Origin of the sequence: Mycobacterium sp. SVM_VP21, assembly GCA_024758765.1 — a bacterium.
Lineage (GTDB): Bacteria > Actinomycetota > Actinomycetes > Mycobacteriales > Mycobacteriaceae > Mycobacterium > Mycobacterium heraklionense_C.
On the sequence record CP101406.1, the window covers coordinates 4,277,619 to 4,296,465 of the forward strand.

13 protein-coding genes and 1 pseudogene are annotated in these 18,847 nt (G+C 66.2%); 6 read left to right on the top strand and 8 right to left on the bottom strand.

The window, feature by feature from the left end; translation table 11 throughout:
• Positions 1–8: 8 nt before the first annotated feature.
• Positions 9–800 (bottom strand): SDR family oxidoreductase, encoded by a 792-nt coding sequence (locus NM962_20100; protein ID UVO12168.1) that lies wholly within the window; start codon positions 798–800, stop codon positions 9–11.
• A 122-nt stretch (positions 801–922) separates the two neighbouring features.
• Between NM962_20100 and NM962_20105 the strand changes: the two genes are divergently transcribed.
• From NM962_20105 to NM962_20120, 4 genes are all read left to right on the top strand, one after another.
• The gene (locus NM962_20105) at positions 923–2,401 is read left to right on the top strand and encodes an HNH endonuclease (protein UVO12169.1); all 1,479 of its coding nucleotides are present in this window, start codon (positions 923–925) and stop codon (positions 2,399–2,401) included.
• A 23-nt stretch (positions 2,402–2,424) separates the two neighbouring features.
• On the top strand, positions 2,425–3,030 hold the full coding sequence (locus tag NM962_20110; GenBank protein UVO12170.1) for a TetR/AcrR family transcriptional regulator: 606 nt from the start codon (positions 2,425–2,427) through the stop codon (positions 3,028–3,030).
• Between the two features lie 104 nt (positions 3,031–3,134).
• Positions 3,135–3,581, top strand: a complete 447-nt coding sequence (locus NM962_20115; GenBank protein UVO12171.1) for an MmpS family protein — start codon at positions 3,135–3,137, stop codon at positions 3,579–3,581.
• Positions 3,578–6,394, top strand: coding sequence for an MMPL family transporter (locus NM962_20120; protein UVO12172.1), 2,817 nt, complete (start codon positions 3,578–3,580; stop codon positions 6,392–6,394). Before NM962_20115 ends, NM962_20120 begins: the two co-directional genes overlap by 4 nt.
• A gap of 5 nt (positions 6,395–6,399) precedes the next feature.
• Here the strand turns inward: NM962_20120 and NM962_20125 are convergent, their stop codons facing one another.
• The gene (locus NM962_20125; GenBank protein ID UVO12173.1) at positions 6,400–7,263 is read right to left on the bottom strand and encodes a Ku protein; all 864 of its coding nucleotides are present in this window, start codon (positions 7,261–7,263) and stop codon (positions 6,400–6,402) included.
• 207 nt (positions 7,264–7,470) lie between these two features.
• Positions 7,471–7,890 (bottom strand): hypothetical protein, encoded by a 420-nt coding sequence (locus tag NM962_20130; protein UVO12174.1) that lies wholly within the window; start codon positions 7,888–7,890, stop codon positions 7,471–7,473.
• A 76-nt stretch (positions 7,891–7,966) separates the two neighbouring features.
• On the opposite strand from NM962_20130, the gene NM962_20135 reads away from it, so the two are divergent.
• Positions 7,967–10,252, top strand: a complete 2,286-nt coding sequence (locus tag NM962_20135) for an ATP-dependent DNA ligase (protein UVO12175.1) — start codon at positions 7,967–7,969, stop codon at positions 10,250–10,252.
• Positions 10,253–10,255: 3 nt separating this feature from the next.
• Positions 10,256–11,203 (top strand): annotated as a pseudogene (locus NM962_20140) (fumarylacetoacetate hydrolase family protein).
• 8 nt (positions 11,204–11,211) lie between these two features.
• Here the strand turns inward: NM962_20140 and NM962_20145 are convergent.
• The 5 genes from NM962_20145 to NM962_20165 all read right to left on the bottom strand — a co-directional run bounded on the left by NM962_20145 (position 11,212) and on the right by NM962_20165 (position 18,716).
• Complete coding sequence (locus NM962_20145; GenBank protein UVO12176.1) at positions 11,212–13,335, bottom strand: cellulase family glycosylhydrolase; 2,124 nt, start codon at positions 13,333–13,335, stop codon at positions 11,212–11,214.
• 146 nt (positions 13,336–13,481) lie between these two features.
• The gene (locus tag NM962_20150; protein ID UVO12177.1) at positions 13,482–15,605 is read right to left on the bottom strand and encodes a cellulase family glycosylhydrolase; all 2,124 of its coding nucleotides are present in this window, start codon (positions 15,603–15,605) and stop codon (positions 13,482–13,484) included.
• A gap of 539 nt (positions 15,606–16,144) precedes the next feature.
• On the bottom strand, positions 16,145–17,017 hold the full coding sequence (locus tag NM962_20155) for a TIGR03619 family F420-dependent LLM class oxidoreductase (protein UVO12178.1): 873 nt from the start codon (positions 17,015–17,017) through the stop codon (positions 16,145–16,147).
• Positions 17,018–17,100: 83 nt separating this feature from the next.
• Complete coding sequence (locus tag NM962_20160; GenBank protein UVO12179.1) at positions 17,101–17,817, bottom strand: DUF4873 domain-containing protein; 717 nt, start codon at positions 17,815–17,817, stop codon at positions 17,101–17,103.
• Positions 17,814–18,716: a diiron oxygenase gene (locus tag NM962_20165; protein UVO12180.1), complete on the bottom strand. Its 903-nt coding sequence runs from the start codon at positions 18,714–18,716 to the stop codon at positions 17,814–17,816. The genes NM962_20160 and NM962_20165 overlap by 4 nt, the downstream gene beginning before the upstream one ends.
• Positions 18,717–18,847: the final 131 nt, after the last annotated feature.

The following is an 18,847-nucleotide window of genomic DNA, read 5'->3' on the forward strand; positions in this document are numbered from 1 at the left end:
TCAATTCCTCACAGGTCGGGGACGGGCAGGTCGAGGTTCGGGAAGGTGATGCCGCCGTCGACTTCGAGCACCTTGCCGGTCAGGTAGGCGCCGGCCGGTGACGCCAGATACAGGGCGGCGGCCGCGATCTCCTCGGGGTCACCGAGTCGACGCATCGGCGTGGCCTTCTCCATCGGGGTGCGCAGCTCCTCGTTGGCGGCCACCACATTCAGCGCCGAGGTCATGATCGATCCCGGGGCGATGGCGTTGACGCGGATCTTCGGGCACAGGTCCAGTGCGGCCAGCCGGGTGTAGTGGGCCAGCGCGGCCTTGGCGGTGCCGTAAGCGGCGAACCCCCGCCCGGGCACCCGGCCCATGGTGGAGGTGATGTTGATGATGGAGCCGCCACCGGAGTGCTCCAGCATCAGCGGCACCGCCGCGATGGTCAGCGCGTGCGCGGTGGCGACATTGAACGTGAACGCGTCTTTGAGGTCTTTGGTCGACGTGGTCAGCAAGGTGTTGGGCATCGTTCCGCCGACGTTGTTGACGACGATGTCGAGCTTGCCGAAGGCCTCGACCGCTTCGGCGGCCAGCTTCGCCGTCTCCTCGGGATGGGCGAGATCAGCGACCACGATGTGGGCGCGACGGCCCGTCGCACGGACCTGCTGCGCGACGGTCTCTAGTTCCGATTGGGTGCGTGACGCGATCACCACGTTGGCGCCGGCTTCGGCGAACGCCACCGCGATGGCGGCGCCCAAGCCCCGGCCAGCGCCGGTAACGACGGCCGTTTGATTATCGATTCGGAATTTGTCGAGTATCACGGCGCCACGCTAACAAGGATCGATCGTGAGCTGAACCCCTTTTTTTGAAACACGTTCTAACAAGATGCGGGTCTGCCGTGAGTGCGCTGCGAACGTCAGTAGATTCGCGTACAATCGAAAGTATGTTCGATCAATCCCTTCCGTCATTGGAGGGCATCCGCGCGTGCGACGACGCGGGTCTGGTCGACGCGATACAGGGGGCCGCGCGGATGCAGGCGGCTTTTCTGGCGCGGGTATTCGCAGCAGCGGCGGAGTTGTATCACCGCCGACTGGCCGAGCAGCAGGTTGCCGCTCGGGAGATCTGGGCCATCGATGGCTGGGAGGCGGTGGCTGCGGAGATCGCGGCGGCTCAGGGCATCAGTCGGGGGCGGGCGGCGGGGCAGTTGCGGCTGGGTTTGGCCTTGGCTGAGCGGTTGCCGAAGCTGGAGGCGTTGTTTGCGGCGGGCGTGGTCGATTACCAGGTGGTGGCCGCGGTGGTGCATCGCACCGAGTTGATGATCGATCCGGATGCGATCCCGCGGATGGATCGGTGGCTGGAGCGTAATGCGCCCCGGTGGGGCAAATGGTCGAGAGCCCGGATCGTCGAAGCGGTCGACTATTGGGTGCAGGTGGTGGAACCGGCCGCAGTGCGTGAAGCCCGCACCCTGGATCAATCTCGTCACATTCTGGTGACTCCGCAGCATTCGGGGCTGGCGGAGATCTTCGGCGATGTGCGCACCGCCGATGCGTTGGCTTTCGACCATCGGCTCGATGAGTTGGCCGGCACGGTGTGCCCGGCGGATCCGCGCACTAAGCAGCAGCGCCGCGCCGATGCCCTCTCGGCACTGACGGCGGGTGCGGCCATCATGGCGTGCGAATGCGGTTCGCCGGATTGCCCGGCAGCCACTGGCGAGGCATCGGTGGGTGCGGTGATGATCCATGTGATGGCCGAGCAGGCCACCCTTGAGGGCCGCTCGGAAGTGCCGGGGTATGTGCCCGGGTTCGGTGGCCTGCAGGCCGACGCGGTGCGCACGATCGCCAAATCGGCAAAGCTGCGGACGATCCGTCATCCGCGGGATGCGGCGCCGGAATCGGGGTATCGGCCGTCAGCGGCGCTGGCGGACTTCATCCGCTGCCGTGATCTGACGTGTCGGTTTCCCGGATGCGGCCGACCCGCCGAGGTCGCTGACATCGACCACACCGTGCCATGGCCGCTGGGTCCGACGCATCCGAGCAATCTGAAGTTGCTGTGCCGGCTTCACCATCTTTTGAAGACTTTTTGGGTCGGGCCTAATGGGTGGCGGGACCGTCAAGAACCTGACGGCACGGTGATCTGGACCGCGCCCACCGGGCACACCTATGTCACCAAACCCGGCGGGGCCCTGTACTTCCCGCAGTTAGCCAACCCCACCGGCGAGCTGGATCTGCCCGACTGGAAGCCGACCGGCGACCGCGGCGTAATGATGCCCACCCGCCGGCGTACCCGGGATCAAGATCGGGCCTACCGGATCTGGCTGGAACGCAGCCACAACCAGGAACGCATCGCCGCCGCGGCGATCGAGGCCGCCGCCGCCGAACACGCCAGACGCATCGCCGCCGCAAACGACCCGCCCCCGTTTTAGCGAGGTCTGGTTGGCGGCATTCTATGGTTGATGCCGTGACTTCGAACCTCGACCTGTCCGGCGCCTCAACCTGGTCGCCGCGCGAAGTCGAGCTGTTAGAAGTCACCTTGGCGCTGCTGCAGGAGAACGGCTATGACCGGTTGACGGTTGACGCGGTTGCGGCCACCGCGCGAGCGAGTAAGGCCACGGTCTACCGGCGCTGGCCGTCGAAGGCCGAATTGGTGTTGGCGGCGTTCACCGAGGGCATCCGTCAGGCCGCGACCCCACCCGACACCGGCACGCTGCGCGGCGATCTGTTGCGACTGGGTGAGCTGGTCTGCCAACAGGTCGAGCAGCACGCCGGCACCATGCGTGCCGTGTTGGTGGAGGTATCGCGCAATCCCGCGCTGAACGAGGTGATGCAGCACCAGTTCATCGATCAGCGCAAGGCGTTGGTCCTGCACATTCTGGGGCAAGCCGTCGATCGTGGCGAGATCGACGCCGACGCCGTTGATGACGACCTTTGGGACGTGTTGCCGGGATATCTGATCTTCCGGTCCCTGGTCTCGGGTCGGATGCCCACGGCGCGCACCGTGGCGGACCTCGTCGATCAGGTGATTCTCCCGGGTCTCACCCGACGGCTCGGCTGACGTCGCCCGCACAAGATCGCGGTGCCGCAGACTATTGAACCGTACGGTTCCGTACCGTACGCTAATTTTCATTCGAGCAGCCCACCGATATCGGGAGGCTTCCGGTGCAGAGACCGTCGCTTTTCCCCCTGGTCCGGCGTGGGTGGATGGTCTTGGTGGCACTCGCGGTAGTCGCCGTCGCGGCGTTCTGCGTGTATCGACTGCACGGCATCTTCGGCTCGGGCGACACCACGTCGACCAGCAGCGAGGGCGCCGAGGAAATCGTCCCGTTCAACCCCAAGGACGTCGTCAACGAGGTCTTCGGCGCCCCGGGGGCTGTCGCCACCATCAACTATCTCGATGTCAACGCCGCCCCTCAGCAGGTCATCGATGCCCCGCTGCCCTGGAGATACCAGGCGACGACCACCGAGCCGGCCGTCATCGCCGATCTGCGGGCACAGGGCAACGGCGACACGCTGGGCTGTCGCATCGTGATCGACGGCGAGCTCAAGGACGAGAGGACCGCGAACGCCGTGAGCGCCTACATCTACTGCTTGGACAAGTCCGGATGAGCGGGCCCGGCCAGCGGCCCTTCTGGCCACGCACCATCCGCCACCTGGCGCTGCCGATCGTGCTGTTCTGGGTGGCGCTGGCCGCCGTGACAAACAGCCTCGTGCCGCAACTGGAGGTCGTGGCCGAAGCCCACAACGTGGGGATGAGCTCCCACGACGCGCCGTCGTACCAGGCGGCGAAGCGCATCGGAAAAGTGTTCCAGCAGTACGACACCGACAGCGCGGCGATGATCGTCATCGAAGGCGATCAGCCGCTCGGCGCCGACGCGCACCGGTTCTACGACACCCTGGTCGGCAAGCTGAAGGACGACACCCGACACGTCCAGCACATCCAGGATTTCTGGGGCGATCCGCTGACCGCCGCCGGTTCGCAGAGCAACGACGGCAAAGCGGCACTGGCGCAGGTGTTTCTGGCCGGAAGCCAGGGCGAGACGTTGGCCAATGAGTCGGTGGCCGCCGTCCGCGACATCGTCGAACACACGCCGGCGCCGCCCGGCGTGCACGCGTATGTGACGGGCGCCGCCCCGCTGGTTGCCGACCAGTTCTCGGTCGGCAGCGAGGGCACCAACAAGGTCACCGCGATCACCTTCCTGGTGATCGCGCTCATGCTGTTCGCGGTCTACCGCTCGGTCGGCACCACCGTGCTCGCGCTGCTCACTGTCGCCATCGAGATGGCTGCCGCGCGTGGATTCGTCGCCTTCCTCGGCTACCGCGAGATCATCGGACTATCAACGTACTCAACGAATCTGTTGACCCTGCTCGCGATCGCCGCGGGAACCGACTACGCGATCTTCATCATCAGCCGCTACCAGGAGGCGCGCGCGGCCGGTGAAGATCGCGAGACGGCGTTCTACACCATGTACCGCGGCACCGCCCACGTCGTGATCGGCTCGGGCCTGACCATTGCCGGTGCCGTGTACTGCCTGACCTTCACCCGGCTGCCCTACTTCCACACCCTGGGGCTGCCCGCCGCCATCGGCATTTTCGTCGCGCTGATCGCCGCGCTCACCCTGACGTCGGCGGTGCTCACGCTGTGCAGCCGGTTCGGATTCTTCGAGCCCACCCGGGCGATGCGGACCCGCGGCTGGCGCCGGATCGGTGCCGCCATCGTCCGGTGGCCCGGGCCGATCCTGGTGGTGGCGTGCGGCGTGGCCCTGATCGGGCTGCTTGCCCTGCCGGGCTACAAGACCAGCTACGACGCCCGTCTCTACATGCCGGATCGTGCCCCGGCCAACATCGGCTACGCGGCCGCCGAACGACATTTCTCGCAGGCCCGGCTCAATCCAGAACTGCTGATGATCGAGTCCGACCACGACCTGCGCAGCCCGGCGTCCTTCCTCGTCTTGGAGCGAGTCGCCAAGGCCGTGTTCCACACGCCGGGTATCGCCAAAGTGCAGTCGATGACACGCCCGTTGGGCACGCCGCTGAAGCACACGTCGATACCGTTTTCGGTCGGCCAGGGAAACGTCGCCCAGACCCAGAATCTGAAGTATCAGATGGACCGGGCGGCCGATCTGCTCAAGCAGGCGGCCGAAGCCGAGAAGTCGGTCCACACACTGGAACAGCAATATGCGCTGCAGCAGCAGCTCGCCAACGCCACCCACACCCAGACCCAGAGCTTTCACGACACCGTCGCCCTCACCAACGACCTGCGTGACCAGATCGCGAACTTCGACGACTTCTTCCGGCCGATTCGCAGTTACTTCTACTGGGAACCGCACTGCTTCGACATCCCCGTGTGCGCGGCGCTGCGCAACGTGTTCGACCTGCAGGACGGCATCGACAAGCTCAGCGAAAAGCTCGAACAGCTCACCACGGCCTTCGACCAATTGGACGCCCTGCAACCACAGCTGGTGGAACTGATCCCGTCCCAGATCGAAAGCCAACGGGTCAACCGCGACCTGGCGCTGAACAACTACGCCACCAACTCCGGGATCAGCGACCAGTCCGCCGCGGCCAACGACAACCCGGCCGCCATGGGCCAGGCCTTCGACGAAGCCAAGAACGACGACTCGTTCTACCTGCCGCCGGAAGCGTTCGACAACGCCGAATTCAAACGCGGCATGAAACTGTTCATGTCGCCGGACGGCAAAGCGGCGCAGATGATCATCACCCACGAGGGCGACCCGGCTACCCCGGAGGGCATCGCGCACATCGACTCGATTCGCAACGCCGCCAAGGAAGCGGTCAAAGGGACCCCGCTGCAGGGTTCGCACATCTACCTCGCCGGCACCGCCTCGACCTACAAGGACATCGCCGACGCCGCCAAATACGACCTGCTGATCGCCGGGATCGCTGCGCTGAGCCTGATTCTGCTGATCATGATGATCATCACCCGCAGCCTGGTCGCCGCGATCGTCATCGTGGGCACCGTTGCGCTTTCGCTGGGCGCCTCGTTCGGGCTGTCGGTGCTGGTATGGCAGTACCTGTTCGGCATCCATCTGTACTGGATCGTGTTGGCCCTGGCCGTCATTCTGTTGCTGGCGGTGGGCTCGGACTACAACCTGCTGTTGATCTCGCGGTTCAAGGAGGAGATCGGCGCCGGCATAAACACCGGGATCATCCGGGCGATGGGCGGCACGGGTTCGGTGGTGACCGCCGCCGGGCTGGTGTTTTCCGCGACCATGGCCTCGTTCATCTTCAGCGACCTGCGGATCCTCGGCCAGATCGGCACCACGATCGCGCTCGGCCTGCTGTTCGACACGCTGATCGTGCGATCGTTCATGACGCCGTCGATCGCGGCGCTGCTCGGACGCTGGTTCTGGTGGCCGCAACGGGTGCGTCAACGGCCCGCGGCGACCGCAAGCAGTTAAGCCCACTACTTCTTGGCCGGAGCTCTTTTCGCCGGAGCCTTTTTCGCGGGCGCCTTCTTGGCCGGTGCCTTCGCGGCAGAGGATCGCTTCTTCACGCTGGCCTCGAGCTTGGCCAGTAGATCGGAAACATCTTCGGTCGCATCCAGTTCGGCGGGACGCTCCTCGGGGGTGAACGCTTCGTCGCCTTCGAGTTTGGCCGCGATCAACTCGTGCAACTGCTCCTGATACGTGTCGTGGTAGCGGTCCGGGTCGAAATCGTCGGCCATCGACTCGACCACTTGCCCGGCCATCTTCAGCTCGGCCGGCTTGATCTCAACCTTGGTGTCCAGCGCGGGGAAGTCGGGGTCGCGAATCTCGTCTGGCCACAGCAGGGTGTGCACCACCATCACGTCGCGCTTGGAGAAATCCTTGACCCGCAGCGCCGCCAGCCGGGTCTTGTTGCGCAAGGTGAAGTGCACGATCGCCACCCGGTCGGTGTCAGCCAGGGTCTTGGCCAGCAGCACATAGGATTTGATCGACTTCGACGCGGGCTCCAGAAAGTAGCTGCGGTCATAGAGCATCGGGTCCAGGTCAGCGGCCGGGACGAACTCCAGTACGGCGATCTCATGGTCGCGCTCCTCGGGGAGGTTCGCGATGTCGTCGTCGGTGATCACCACCATCCGCCCGTCGTCGGACTCATACGCCCGCGCGATGTCGCCGTAGTCGACGACTTCGCCGCACTCCTCGCACACTCTCCGGTAGCGGATTCGCCCGTGGTCCTTGGCGTGCACCTGCCGGAACTTGATGTCATGGTCCTCGGTGGCGCTATAGACCTTCACCGGCACGTTGACCAGACCGAATGCGATCGAACCCTTCCAGATGGAACGCATGAGGCCAGTATGCCCACCCGGGCGAGCGGGCAACCGGCATTGGGATTAGCCGCGTCCCCGGCTGGACCACATAGGGGTGGTGCCCGGCTCCGAGCGACAGCTGCGGGAGCGTGGCCGAGCCCACGGCGATTTGTCGCAGCGAAGGCGGGCAACTCTCCTAATCCCCTGAGCTCGGCCCAGAGGGGTTTAGTGCCGTTTTGTGTTGGTTCAGTGCGAGGGTCGCCAGGCGCTGACCGCCCAGATCACGATGACATCGAGCGCGATCACGATGATCGCCCAGACCGGATAGTGCGGCAGCCACAGGAACATGCCCACGATCGACATCGAAGCCATCACCACCGCGGCCACCCGGGCCCACGACTTACCCCAGAACAGGCCGAACGCGACCACGATCAGGGCCACCCCCAGCACGATGAGAACCCAGCCCCACACCGTGGTGTTGAACTCGTAGATGTAGTCCAGGTCTCCCTGTCCGACGACGACCAGGTCGTCGCCGCCCAGTGCGGAAATGCCCTGAAGGACGGTCAGCAGCGCCGAGGTCAGGATCAGTGCGGCGGCGGCGAACGTCGCACTGCCGGCCACCACCTGCTTGGCCGGGAGGTGTTGTTGGGGTGGGGTGTCGCTCATCGACGTCTCCTGACTTCGGGGGAAGAACGAGACAACGCTACGCCCGTGGCCGTCGAACTCGACGTAGGTTGGCAGCATGGGCGCGAAGTCCTTCACGACCCGGGTCAAGCTGACCAACGCCGACAAGGTGCTTTACCCCATCACGGGCACCACCAAGGCCGAGGTCTACGACTACTACACCCGAATCGCCGAAGTGATGCTGCCGCACATCGCGGGCCGTCCCGCGACCCGCAAGCGCTGGCCCAACGGTGTCGACCAGGGATCCTTCTTCGAAAAGAACCTCGCCTCCTCGGCGCCCGCCTGGTTGCCCCGCGCCGCAATGCAACACCGCTCCGGCATCACCACCTACCCGATCATCGAAGACCGCGACGGCCTCGCCTGGATCGCCCAGCAGGCTGCACTGGAAGTTCACGTTCCGCAGTGGCGCTTCGAGGCGCAGTGGTCCCATGGCGGGAAGGTGCTCAAGCCCGGCCTGGCGACGCGTCTGGTCTTCGACCTCGACCCCGGCGAGGGCGTGACGATGAGCCAGCTCGCCGAGGTGGCGCGGGCCATCCGGGACCTGATGTCCGAGCTGGGGCTGGACACCTTCCCGGTGACCAGCGGCAGCAAGGGCGTGCACGTCTATGCCGCCCTCGAGCGCCCGGTGAGCAGCGCCGGTGCGGTCACCGTGGCCAAACGCGTTGCGCAACAACTCGAAAGCTCGATGCCCGAGCTGGTGACTGCGACCATGGCCAAGAAGCTGCGGGCCGGCAAGGTCTTTGTCGACTGGAGCCAGAACAACGCGGCCAAGACCACCGTCGCGCCGTACTCGCTGCGCGGCCGAGACCATCCGACGGTCGCCGCCCCACGCACCTGGGCCGAGCTGGACGACCCGGACTTGCGGCAGCTGCGCTTTGACGAAGTGCTGGACCGGGTGGCACGCGACGGCGACCTTTTGGCCGGCTTGGATGGCCCCCTGGAAGGCCAAGATCGCCTTGCCGTGTACCGGGCCAAGCGCGATGCGGGCCGGACGCCGGAACCGGTGCCGGCCGCGGCGCCGGCGCCGGGGGAGGGCAACAGCTTTGTCATCCAGGAGCACCACGCCCGCCGGCTGCACTACGACTTCCGGCTGGAGCGCGACGGGGTGTTGGTGAGCTGGGCGGTGCCCAAGAACCTTCCGGAGACCACGTCGGTCAACCACCTCGCGGTGCGCACTGAAGACCACCCGCTGGAATACGGCAGCTTCGAAGGCACCATCCCCAAGGGCGAGTACGGCGCGGGCACCGTGCGCATCTGGGATTCGGGAACCTATGTGACCGAGAAGTTCGAGGACACCCCCGAGAAGGGTGAGGTGATCGTCGTACTCGCCGGCAGCCGGATCTCCGGGCGATACGCACTGATCCGTACCGGCGGAGACCAGTGGCTGGCGCACCGGATGAAAGACCAGCAGGCATTCACGTTCAACGAGCTGGCGCCGATGCTGGCCACCCACGGCTCGGTGACGCGCCTGGACGCCGGCCAGTGGGCTTTCGAAGGCAAGTGGGACGGCTACCGGCTGCTGGTGGACGCCGATCACGGCCGGGTCCGATTGCGTGCCCGCAGCGGACGCGACGTGACCGGCGAATACCCGCAGCTGCCATTTCCGGCCGCCGACCTGGCCGAGCACCACGTGGTGCTCGATGGTGAACTCGTCGCACTCGACGACCACGGTGTCCCCAGCTTCGCCGCGATGCAGAACAGCGCCCGTTCGACGCGCCTGGCGTTCTGGGCTTTCGACCTGCTCTATCTCGATGGGCGCCCGCTGTTGCGGGTGGCCTATCGGGATCGTCGCCGGCTCCTGGAAACCCTGGCGCGCGGAACCGATCTGGTGGTCAAAGATCTGTTGGCGCCCGACGGCGCGAAGGCGCTCGAACAGTCGCGCAAGCTGGGTTGGGAAGGGGTGATCGCCAAGAAGTGGGATTCGCCCTACCAGGCGGGGCGTCGTTCGACGGTGTGGGTCAAGGAGAAATATTGGCGGACCCAGGAGGTGGTGATCGGCGGTTGGCGGGCTGGCGAGGGGGCTCGCGGCGGGGGGATCGGGTCGCTGCTGATGGGCATTCCCGAGGGTGATGACGGTTTGCGTTTCGTCGGCCGGGTCGGTACGGGTTTCACGGAGCGCCAGCTGGCCGCCCTGAAGAAGATGTTGGTGCCGCTCCGCGCCGGCGAATCACCTTTCGGGGCACCGCTTCCCACGGCGGACGCCAAGGGTGTCACATTCGTGGAGCCGACCGTGGTGGGCGAAGTGCGCTTCAGTGAACGCACGGCTGATGGCCGGTTGCGCCAGCCCAGCTGGCGCGGACTGCGGCCCGATAAGACCCCCGACGATGTGGTGGGTGAGGATTGACCGGTGCGGTGGGTGACCTATCGAAGTGAAGACGGTGAGCGCACGGGGGTCCTGGCCGGCGACGTGATCCATGCCGTGGCGCCGGGTGTGACGCTGCTGGAGCTGATCCGGCTCGGGCCGGATGGTCTGCGCGAGGCCGGCGAACGGGCGTTGGCCGCGCCGCAGGCGACGGTGCGGGCTGATCAGGCGACACTGATGGCGCCGATCCCGCATCCGCCATCGATCCGCGACAGCCTGTGCTTCCTGGACCACATGCGCAACTGCCTGGCCGCGACCGGCCGTAGCCGCGACCTCGACGACACCTGGTACCGAATCCCGGCGTTCTATTTCGCCTGCCCGACAACGGTTCTAGGACCCTACGACGATGCGCCCATGGCGCCCGGCAGTGTCTGCCAGGACTTCGAGTTGGAGGTCGCCGCGATCATCGGTACGCCCGGGGCGAACCTGTCGGTGGAGCAAGCCGAGCAGGCCATCATCGGTTACACGATTTTCAACGACTGGTCGGCGCGGGACCTGCAGGCTCAGGAGGGCGTGCTGGCGATCGGGCAGGCCAAGGGCAAGGACAGCGGGGTCACCCTGGGCCCCTACCTGGTCACCCCCGACGAGCTGGAGCCCTACCGCCGCAACGGCATGCTGAGCCTGCACGCCACCGCGATCGTCAACGACGTGATCGTGGGCATCGGGTCGACCGAGGCCATGGACTGGAGCTTCGGCGAGATCATCAGCTACGCGTCGCGCGGGGTGCCGCTGGAACCGGGTGACGTCTTCGGATCCGGCACCGTACCGACCTGCACTCTGCTCGAACACCTTGACCCCGCCCTGCCGCAACCGTTTCCGGGTTGGCTGAGCGACGGTGACGTGGTGACCCTGCAGGTGCAGGGCCTCGGCGAGGTACGCCAGACGGTCCGCGCCAGTGCTCCGCCGATACCGCTGGCGGAGCGCCCGCGCCCGTAGGGTTCCTAGGCCGCCGTCACGGTCACCTTGATGGTGGAGGCGCCCGAGTCGGACGTGATGATCAGCTGCGACGCGTTGGGGCTGGAGGTGACGTGTCCGCCGGTCACGTTGACCGTGTAGCCGTCGGGGTATTGGCTGGTCGGAACGGAGATGGTGGTCTGCGAACCGGCTGCGAAGGATCCGGAGCCGTCGGCCTGGTCGGTGGAGTAGCTGAAGGAGAAGACTCCGCCCGAGAACGACAACGAGGTCGGGATGCCGGAGATCGCCTGCGGGTAGGGCTGGGACAGGGCGTCGAGCTTGTCCCAGTTGACGTTGTCGCCGACCGGCGCCTTGCTCAGGTCGAAGACCAGTGCCTGATCGTTCGGCGATGCGCTGGTGATGTCGCCGCCGGTGTAAGCCCACTCAGACCAGCCGTAGAGCCACTTGTTCGAGGCATTCAGGCTCGCCCCGATGGTTCCGAGGTTGTTCGTCGCACCGAACTCGCTGAGCCAGCCTGGGATGTTGTGCGCCTGGGTGTATTCCGACGCGTACCCGAACACGATGTCGGCGTTCCAGTCGCAGCCGAAGCTCGAGCCGGGGATGAGTGACGTCGTGACGCAGTAGTGGTGGAACGAGAAGGCCGAGTTCTCGTCGTCGACCGTGCCCAGGTGTGTTGGGACCGGCAGGCTGCCGAAGAGGGTGTTCGGCTCGAAGAACACGGTCTTGTTCGGGTCGACCGAGCGGATGGCCGCGTCGATCTGGTTGTAGAACGGGGTCAGCTGCTGGGCGTCGAAGTAGGGGTTGCCCAAAATGCTGCCCAACGCCTGGGTGCCCGCCCACGGCTCGTTCATGATGTCGTAGCCGGCCACGTTCGCGTCACCCTTGAAGTAGTTGGCGACGGCCTGCCACGACAACGCGTAGTGGTTCTGCAGCCCGATGCCGTCCGGTGCCTTGTCGTTGGCCCAGAACGAGTCCCAGGCATAGTTCTGCGCCGGGTTCAGCGGATAGGTGCCCGGGAAGCCCAGGAGGGGGTTGGGCAGTCCGCCGGTCAAGACGGCCCAATCCGGAGCGCCCTCGCCGCCGAACTCCTCGTTGTAGAGGTCTTGGTGCATGTCGAGGATCGCGACGATGTTGTAGCGGCCGAGCATCTCGACCGTCTCCTTCACCGAGGCCAGGTAGTCGTAGTCGATGACGCCGGGTTGCGGTTCCACCCCGGCCCAGATGATGCCCAGGCGTACCGAGTTGAAGCCGTTGGCGGCCAGGAACGCCGCGTCTTCCTCACTGAAGCCGCCGGCGGACGGCTCGTAAGGCGGAATCTTGTAGACCTGGTTGAGGCCGCGCAGCAGCACGACCTGGCCGTCGGAGTTGGTGAGCCAGCCGTTGGAGACCTCGACCGGTGCGGTGACGGTTCCGGTGATGCCGCCGGGCAGGGTGCCGTAGTGCCCGGCCGCGCCGTGGGTTCCGGCCCACAGGCCGGCTACCCCGCCGACACCGCCGAGGGCGGGCAGTCCGCTGGCGGTGGCGCCGTCGCCAGCGTCGCCGCCGTGGCCGCCGTTGCCCAGCAACCAGGCGGCGGCTCCGCCGTCGCCGCCGACGGCACCAGCCCCGCCGTCGCCACCGGCGCCGCCGTTGCCGAAGAGCCCAACCGCCGAGCCGCCGTGGCCGCCGGCGACGCCGTCGGTGGTGCTGTTCCAGCCGGCGCCGCCGTCGCCGAAGAGCCAGCCGCCGTTTTCGCCGTCGGGGTGGTCTTCGGTGCCGTTGGCGCCGTCGCCGATGACCGTGGAGCCGAACAAGTGGTTGATGGCGCCGTTGACCTGGATGCCCAGGTCGCTGTCGATCCATTTCTCGGCGAGGTCGTGCAGGCCGGTGTAGAAGTCGAAGGCCAGCGCGGGGCTGGGCTCGGCCAGTGCGGCAAAGGCGGCGTCCCAGTGGCCGGCGGACAAGAAGGTGTCCCACGCGGTCGCGTCGAACAGGGCGTCACCGTCCAGGGTGCCTTGGGTGGTCACGAACGGCGTGAACAACACGTCCATCATGTCGTCGAGGTCGGCGTGCGCCGCCGGGGTCAGCGGCGTGCCCGCCGAGGTCACAGCCAAGAACGCGGCAATTCCGACAACCTTGCTGCCCACAACCTTGCTGCGGTGACGAGACATCTCGACAAACCCTTCTCATGGACCTGCTCAATTTCTTAACTATGCCTGAGAAGGTAAACGAGTTACTTAGCCTGCGCAAGGGTGCGGCAGGGGAGGTGCGGGCGTCGTTCGGTGGCCCAGTCCGAAGTGATCCGTTATTACGCCGCCTAGGCCGCCGTCACGGTCACCTTGATGGTTGAGGCGCCGGAGTCGGACGCGATGGTCAGCACCGGCGCGTTGGGTCCGGAGGTGACGTGTCCGCCGGTCACGTTGACCGTGTAGCCGTCGGGGTATTGGCTGGTCGGAACGGAGATGGTGGTCTGCGATCCGGCTGCGAAGGTCCCGTTGCCGTCGGCCTGGTCGGTGGAGTAGCTGAAGGAGAAGACTCCGCCCGAGAACGACCACGATGTCGGGGTGCCCGAGATCGCCTGCGGGTAGGGCTGGGACAGGGCGTCAAGTTTGTCCCAGTTGACGTTGTCTCCGACCGGCGGCTTGGTCAGGTCGTAGACCAGTGCCTGATCGTTCGGTGAGGTACTGGTGATGTCGTTGCCGGTGTAGGCCCATTCGGTCCAACCGATCAGATGCTGGTTGGCGGAGTTCATGCCGGCGGTGATGGTCGGGATGTTGTTGGTGGCGCCGAACTCGCTGAGCAGCGCCGGGATGTTGTGCTCGTGTGCGTAGTCCATCGCGTAGCCGAGGACGACGTCGGCATTCCAGTCGCAACCGAAGCTCAGGGTCGAGAACAGCGCATTCACCATGCAGTAGTGGTGGAACGAGAAGGCGGTGTTGGGATCGTCGACCGTGCCCAGGTGGTTCGGCACCGGCAGGCTGGCGTCGAGGGTGGTCGGCCCGAAGAACACGGTCTTGTTCGGGTCGACGGAGCGAATGGCGGCGTCGATCTGGTTGTAGAACGGGGTCAGCTGCTGGGAGTCGAAGTAGGGGTTGCCCAACAGGCTGCCCAACCAGTGCGAGCCGGCCCACGGCTCGTTGATGATCTCGTAGCCGGCCACGTTCGCGTCACCCTTGAAGTAGTTGGCGACGGCCTGCCACGTCTGCGCGTAGTGGTTCTGCAGGCCGATCTCATCGGATGCCTTAGTGTTGGCCCAGAACGCATCCCAGGCGTGGTTCTGCGCCGGGCTGACGAAGTAGCTGCCCGGGAAGCCCGCGTCCACGTTGGGTAGCCCGCCGGTGAAGACAGCCCAGTCTGGCGCACCGTCGCCGCCCAGACTGCCGCTGTAGAGGTCTTGGTGCATGTCGAGGATGGCGACGATGTTGTGGTTGGCCAGGATCTGCACCGTCTGTTGGATGGAGGCCAGGTAGTTGTAGTCGATGACGCCGGGCTGGGGTTCGACGCCGGCCCAGATGACCCCGAGGCGGACCGCGTTGAAGCCGTTGGCGGCCAGGAATGCGGCGTCGTCGTCGCTGAACCCGCCGGCGGACGGCTCGTAAGGTGCGATCTTGTAGACCTGGTTGAGTCCGTGCCACATGACGACTTGTCCGTCGCTGTTGGTGAGCCAGCCGTTGGAGACCTCGACCGGTGCGGTGACGGTTCCGGTGATGCCGCCGGGCAGGGTGCCGTAGTGCCCGGCCGCGCCGTGGGTTCCGGCCCACAGGCCGGCTACCCCGCCGACACCGCCGAGGGCGGGCAGTCCGCTGGCGGTGGCGCCGTCGCCAGCGTCGCCGCCGTGGCCGCCGTTGCCCAGCAACCAGGCGGCGGCTCCGCCGTCGCCGCCGACGGCACCAGCCCCGCCGTCGCCACCGGCGCCGCCGTTGCCGAAGAGCCCAACCGCCGAGCCGCCGTGGCCGCCGGCGACGCCGTCGGTGGTGCTGTTCCAGCCGGCGCCGCCGTCGCCGAAGAGCCAGCCGCCGTTTTCGCCGTCGGGGTGGTCTTCGGTGCCGTTGGCGCCGTCGCCGATGACCGTGGAGCCGAACAAGTGGTTGATGGCGCCGTTGACCTGGATGCCCAGGTCGCTGTCGATCCATTTCTCGGCGAGGTCGTGCAGGCCGGTGTAGAAGTCGAAGGCCAGCGCGGGGCTGGGCTCGGCCAGTGCGGCAAAGGCGGCGTCCCAGTGGCCGGCGGACAAGAAGGTGTCCCACGCGGTCGCGTCGAACAGGGCGTCACCGTCCAGGGTGCCTTGGGTGGTCACGAACGGTGTGAACAACACGTCCATCATGTCGTCGAGGTCGGCGTGCGCCGCCGGGGTCAGCGGCGTGCCCGCAGAGGTCACAGCCAAGAACGCGGCAATTCCGACAACCTTGCTGCCCACAACCTTGCTGCGGTGACGAGACATCTCGACAAACCCTCCCTGATGCGCCTCTTTCTGAGGTCTGTCTGAGAAGGTAAATGGGTTACTTAACAACGCGCAAGGGTGTGACGGAAATGGAGTGCGATTCGGAGCCCGGCCGACGCGTCCGTACCGCTGCTGGACGAGCGGTTATAGCTGGTGGACGCGCTGCAACGCCGTGACGGGTCAAATCGCGCGATAGTTCGCGACGACAACTATTTCGAAAGCCCGATCAGCACTGCGTCGCGGCGCGGATCCACTCGCGACGAGCTTCGCTCTGCCCGGCCTCAGCTGCTGCGGCGCGAAGCAGGCGGATAACCTGCTGGTGGTCGCCGTGGCCGACTTGTGGCTCAACCGGTAGATACTTTTGTGTCTTCATGTGTGAATACCCCCTGCAGGTCACGCAACGAGAACTGCAGTACCCGACCGCTGTAGGTGGGCGGTCAGTGCACGTATCGGTCAACGCCGGCGGCGACGAAAACTATCCCGATTCACCCGAACAAAACGGTGAGGGTGCACACGTGTGGACGACGACGTGACGGGCGTCACCCCGCCTTGGCGATGACGTGCTCGGCGAACCGCTCCAGGTTGCGGATCTTGGTGTCCAGCGGCTCGGTGTCGGGCCCGACGATGTAGGGCACCCGGAAGCCGACGATGACGTCGGTAACGCCCTTGTCTTCCAGGCGCTTGATGCCGTCCAGGGTGAAGCCGTCGACCGAGATCACATGGATCTCGAACGGGTCGTCGGTGCGGCCCTCTTCTTCGCGGAGCTGCTTGAGGCGGGTGATGAGTCCGTCGAGCTCGGCCGGGTCGCCGCCGCCGTGCATCCAGCCGTCATGGCGTGCCGCGCGGCGGAGCGCGGCGTCGGCGTGGCCACCGATCAGGATCGGGATCGGCTGGGTCGGGGCCGGGCACATCTTGGTTTTCGGGATGTCGTAGAACTCGCCGTGGAACTCGAAGTAGTCACCGGTGGTGAGGCCCTGGATGATCTCGATGCACTCATCCATCCGCTTGCCGCGCCGGGCGAACGGCACCCCCATCAGTTCGTAGTCCTCCGGCCAGGGACTGGTGCCCACGCCCAGTGCCAGCCGGTTGTTGATCATCGCGGCCAGCGAGCCGGCCTGCTTGGCGACCAAGGCCGGCGGGCGGATCGGCAGCTTGACCACGAACGGGGTGAACCGCAGCGTGCTGGTGACCGCGCCCAATGCTGCGATCAAGACGAAGGTCTCGATGAAGGCCTTGCCGTCGAGGAATTCCCGATTGCCGTCGGGGGTGTAGGGGTATTTCGAGTCCGATTCGAACGGGTAGGCGACGCTGTCGGGGATCGTCATGCTGTGGTACCCGGCGGCCTCGGCGGCTTTGGCGAGCGGAACGTAGTAGCTCGGGTCGGTCATCGCTTCGGCGTAGGTGAACCGCACGTCGTCTCCTCGGTCTTTGGGTGATGGGGCGCTGTTCTCTGCATAGCAGATTGGCCCGGCCCGACCCGAGTGGGGGAGTGCGTTCACATACGCGGCGGCATCGCGATCTCGACATCCTCCAGGGGAAACGGCGGATATCCGGCAGCGCCGATCACGGTCAGCGTGCCCCACGGCGTCCGCTCCGCGACGCGCCCTTCGGCGGTGTGCTCGCCAATCCGGATGCTGACCTTCGAGCCGGTGACACTCGCGCCCGGCAATTCGTTGAAAAACATTCCCTGCCAATGGTATTGGCCATCGATTGGATCAAAGTGGCCGGTCAGCCGGACGCGTGTGGGGTAGTCCTCGCCGTTGTGGGTGAGAACCGCCGGCCCGTCATAGGTTTCGTCGTCGACGCCCACCGAGCCAGTGAGATAGAACCGGGAGATCCCCCGGGTCGGCAGCAGCGGGTGCACCCGCAGCCGAGGCGAGCGAGACTCGATGCGACTGGCCCCGCTACGCCGTAGGGCATCGATGAGCCGGGCCACGTACCGGGCCTGCCGATGGGTGTGCGGACCGGGGATGTGGAATCGGTTGGGGACTCCATGTCTGGCGACCGCGTCGTCGGTTGAGGCGGCGGTGCCGATCAGCGTGCGGGCGGTCAGTTCTTCGCCGTCGGTAGTGGTCACCGTCCAGGTGTCGGTGCCGCTGTCGAATCGGGTGGTCACGTTCGTCGCGTCGACGGCGCGGACGCCATCGATCAATCCGCGCAGGGGCGCCGGGTTGCCCAGCACCACCACATCGAGGACGCCGTTGCGGCTCACAGGAATCCGGCCCGCCGCCACATCCGCCGGGCCAGCCCGCCCATCAGTCCGACTTCGGCGAAGAACGCGGCCAGCGGCGCGAACGACGAGCGGGACGCCGCGTGGAAGTGCGGGTTGGCCCGCGCCACCCGGCGAGCTTCGCGACCGTCCAGCCCGACTCGGTTGTAGACGACCGGCAGGGTGAACAGGTGGCGGTAGAACGGTCCACCGACGCCCTGCAGGTTGGCCAGCAGCATCCGGCGATAGCGGGGCATCGCCGGGACGCTCCGCCGCAGCCCGTCACGGGCGTACTGAATGTGGCGGGCTTCCTCGGTGACATGAATGCGCATCACCCGCCGCACGATCGGCTGCAGGTCCGGGTCGTCGAGGATCTGGCGCTGCAGCGAGTCGAAGATCTCCTCGCCGACCAGTGCCGCTCCCCACAAGATGCTGCCGCGGAACAGAAACGGAAGCGCGTTGATGACGATGCGCTGATGCAGCCGCGGGCGTACCGGCACGCCGCCGATCCGGTCGATGGTCTTGCCGAACATCAGCATGTGGCGGGTCTCGTCGCCCAGTTCGGTCAGCGAGTAGTGGGTGGTGCGCGCGGTGGGGTTCTTGTGCATCATGTCGCGCAGCAGTGCCTGGTTGAGGATGTTCTCGAACCAGATACCGGCCGACAGGACATTGACCAGCTCCTGGCGTGACATCTCGATCTGCTGTTCGCGGGTCATGGACTCCCACAGACCGGTGCCGTAGAGGGTGCACATCCGTGGCGGTAGGAAGAACTTGTCCTCCTCCAGCGGGGCGTTCCAGTCGATGTCGACGACCGGCGCGTAGGACTTTTTCACCGAGCCTTTCAGCAGGCGCTCGGCAAATTCCTCCCGGGTCGGTTCGCTCGGCCGCACCGCAGTGGTCATCGCAGGAGTCCCCTCTCGCTTCGGTTCTGACAAGAAATTAGGGGCCGTGACAGGTCATGTCAATACCCACGGTACCGGATACTTGCGGTACCTGTCTGACTCCCGTCACCGTCGCCTGGCGCGGGTTGCGG